The 2,767-nt window shown below is 47.6% G+C and carries 3 protein-coding genes and 1 pseudogene; 2 read left to right on the plus strand and 2 right to left on the minus strand.

Going from position 1 to position 2,767, the window contains the following annotated elements; translation table 11 throughout:
- Together ACTIE6_RS22185 and ACTIE6_RS22190 are read left to right on the plus strand one after the other, a co-directional pair.
- Window positions 1-434 (plus strand): PQQ-dependent sugar dehydrogenase (locus tag ACTIE6_RS22185; protein WP_439558713.1); only part of this gene is annotated, 434 nt, incomplete at its 5' end.
- Window positions 435-535: 101 nt separating this feature from the next.
- Window positions 536-928 (plus strand): TonB family protein, encoded by a 393-nt coding sequence (locus tag ACTIE6_RS22190; RefSeq protein ID WP_439558714.1) that lies wholly within the window; start codon window positions 536-538, stop codon window positions 926-928.
- 16 nt (window positions 929-944) lie between these two features.
- Here the strand turns inward: ACTIE6_RS22190 and ACTIE6_RS22195 are convergent, their stop codons facing one another.
- On the minus strand, window positions 945-2,234 hold the full coding sequence (locus tag ACTIE6_RS22195; protein WP_439558715.1) for a YihY/virulence factor BrkB family protein: 1,290 nt from the start codon (window positions 2,232-2,234) through the stop codon (window positions 945-947).
- A gap of 203 nt (window positions 2,235-2,437) precedes the next feature.
- Window positions 2,438-2,767: pseudogene (locus ACTIE6_RS22200) on the minus strand (hypothetical protein); the annotation flags it as partial.

Raw genomic sequence — 2,767 nt, forward strand, 5'->3', positions numbered from 1 at the left:
CGAATGCCGGAAAGCTCAAGAACTTCGAGCCGCCTGTTAAAAGCTTTTTTGCAACAGAAAACAAGCAGTTGCTCGCATTTGCGGATACGATACGGGCAGGCAAAAAGAGTCCCGACTGGCCGTCGCTGGCGCCATCGGGAATTGCTGCCTACACATCCGGCACTATTCCGGGCTGGCGGAACTCGCTCCTGATTACCTCGCTTAAACAAGGAAAAATTGTGCGTTTGAAGTTGAATGCGGCGGGAACAGGAGTTGAGGAAGAAAAGGAGTATTTTATGAATAAAGTCAGATACCGTGACTTGGCAGTTTCGGCTGACGGAACGAAAATCTATGTGGTAACCGATAAGTCTGCGGTCACTTCCGGCCCGTCAGGAGAGAATCCCGAAGAATCGGCAGAGCAGGGAGCGATCATTGAATTTACTTATAAACCATAGACATAGCTGTCGATTTTGTACTATTTCGGACTGTTATTAAGAGGCTTGCTATTTGCCTCTCGATAGGATAGCATTGCGCAGTCAACATTTACACAACAGTCATGAAACACTTCATTCTTCTAATCCTTGTCATTCTTTCGGGTAAAGTGTACGCCCAACAGGAAGCTTCCAAATTGCCGGTTCGCGTTTTTACAAAAGTAGAGCAGCCAGCCCAGTTCCCGGGCGGTGAGCAGGCGCTTCAAAAGTACTTTTCTGAAAATCTGAAACAACCCGAAACACGCAAAGAACAAACCGTGGTGACCACTTTTATCGTGAATGAAACTGGTGTTATCCAGGATGTGCAGGTATTGAAACCCCGCAAGAAGGAATTGAACGAGGAGGCTGTCCGCGTGATTCAAAACATGCCCGCCTGGACACCTGCTATGCAGAATGGCCGGGCGGTTGCATACAAAGTAGAGCTTCCTGTTGTATTTAATGCGCAAAAGCAGCAGTAACCACAGGAAGAGGCTGTTAGTTTTCCTTGCTGACCTTGAAGAGTACTTTGCTGATCAGACTGCGGATTTTGCTTTGCAACGCCAGGTGGAGCACCAGCAGCAGGATCACAAATCCAAGCAATATCAGGTAGCCGAGATAGTCACTTTCCAGACACCGGTTTAGCAACTGACCTGCAACGAGCAAAATGGTAATCATCATGCAAAGTCCGATAATCGCCGCCAGCAGGTAGTACACAGCCGGAGACGCCATTTTTGATATGCGTCCATAAACTTCGGCACGTATCGCATTCAGCTTATCATCAATAAAGTTCGAAACTGTGTCAAAAAGCTTGTTTTTGGCACCTACCGGGTCAATATGAATGCCCGAACGCTCTGTTTGTGCACCTGCAACGGGCTGTCCCGGCGCTTCCTGCTGGAATTCTTGTCTTACAAGGAGCACAGCATGCTCGTTCGGCCGAATTTCGTGACCGTCTGATTTGGCAAAAACCTTGGTAAACTCAGCCCCGAAGTAGAGGATAATGGAAGAATAGTAAATCCAGGAAAGCAAAATAACAATGGAAGCCGACGCCCCGTAAGTGGCGCCCAGGTCAGAACTGCCGAGGTAAAAACTGATCGCAAACTTACCGATTGCGAAAAGTACAGAGGTAAATCCCGCCCCGATGAGGCATTCTTTCCAGCGTACGTGTCCGTCGGGCAGCACCTTGAAGACCACCGCAAACAACGCGGCTATAATCACCAGCACCAATCCTACATTCAGGATCGAGAAAATGATGACGGAAACATCAGAAAAGTAGCGTTCGAGTCGCGCGCTCAGCAGATCAACTGCAGTGTTTACACCAAGTGTTACAACCAGCAGGAAACCCAGTGTTACAATAAGCGAAAATGACAACAACCTGTTTTTCAGGTATTGCAGCCAGCCTTTTTTCGGTTTGGATTTGATCGCCCAGATGTAATTAATGGAATCCTGTATTTCCGCAAAAACCCCGGTCGCACCAATTAGCAACGTCACGCCACCGATAATGGCGGCGGTGGTGGACTTATCCGTGATCGCCGCATTTTTAATCAGCTCTTGGATCTGGGCGGCGGCTTCTTTCCCCAACAAACCCCGCAACTGTCCATAAAGCTCACCCTCAAAAGCCTCCCGGCCGAAGAAAAAGCTGATAATGGAAATGATCAGCAAGAGCATCGGTGCCAGTGAGAAAACTGTATAGTAAGATAATGCGGCGCTCAGTTTGAGTACATTATCGTTGGAAAACTCTGTAAAAGTTTCCTTCAACAGCGAAATGGTATACTTAACTTTTTTCATACGTAGCAGTTTATATTCAACAGACCTGATCGACGGATATGCGTAATCCGGGTTTCTACCGGTTACATAATCCTGAATTGCGTATGTTGTATACAAAGACCTTACCAGCGTTGAATGCGCGGCTGTACTTCCCGTTATTTCACTTACAGAGGGGTGAAATAAGGGCAGCGCAGGAGAGGAGAGTGTCAGGAAGCGGAGTCTAATCAGAAGGTAAACCCGACTGCCATTTTAGACCAGAGATATGGCCGGCTGCCGCCGATTATGCGCTGACCGGTTTGATAAGGTTTTACGTAGAATATGGAAGCATCGAAATAGATCCTTTTGAATAGCCGCTGCTGATAACCCAGCGCCAGCCCGGCAGTAATATCGCGCTGCGTGAACTTGTTTTTCGGCACATACGGATAGTTCGTAGATGCTTCGAAAATTTCGTATGCTCCCTTGAAGGCAGTATAAGGACCGGAAAGGTTGTTGCCCGCTCTGCCTTTTCTGATCATCATTTTTTGCAAAAGATAATACCGGAGTTCAAGACTTGT

The sequence above is a fragment of the Dyadobacter sp. genome (assembly GCF_051859145.1).
Classification (GTDB): domain Bacteria; phylum Bacteroidota; class Bacteroidia; order Cytophagales; family Spirosomataceae; genus Dyadobacter.

Coding starts and splice junctions, on each gene's coding strand:
- ACTIE6_RS22190 (WP_439558714.1), top strand. CDS start 536: ATGAAACACTTCATTCTTCTAATCCTTGTCATTCTTTCGGGTAAAGTG.
- ACTIE6_RS22195 (WP_439558715.1), bottom strand. CDS start 2,234: ATGAAAAAAGTTAAGTATACCATTTCGCTGTTGAAGGAAACTTTTACA.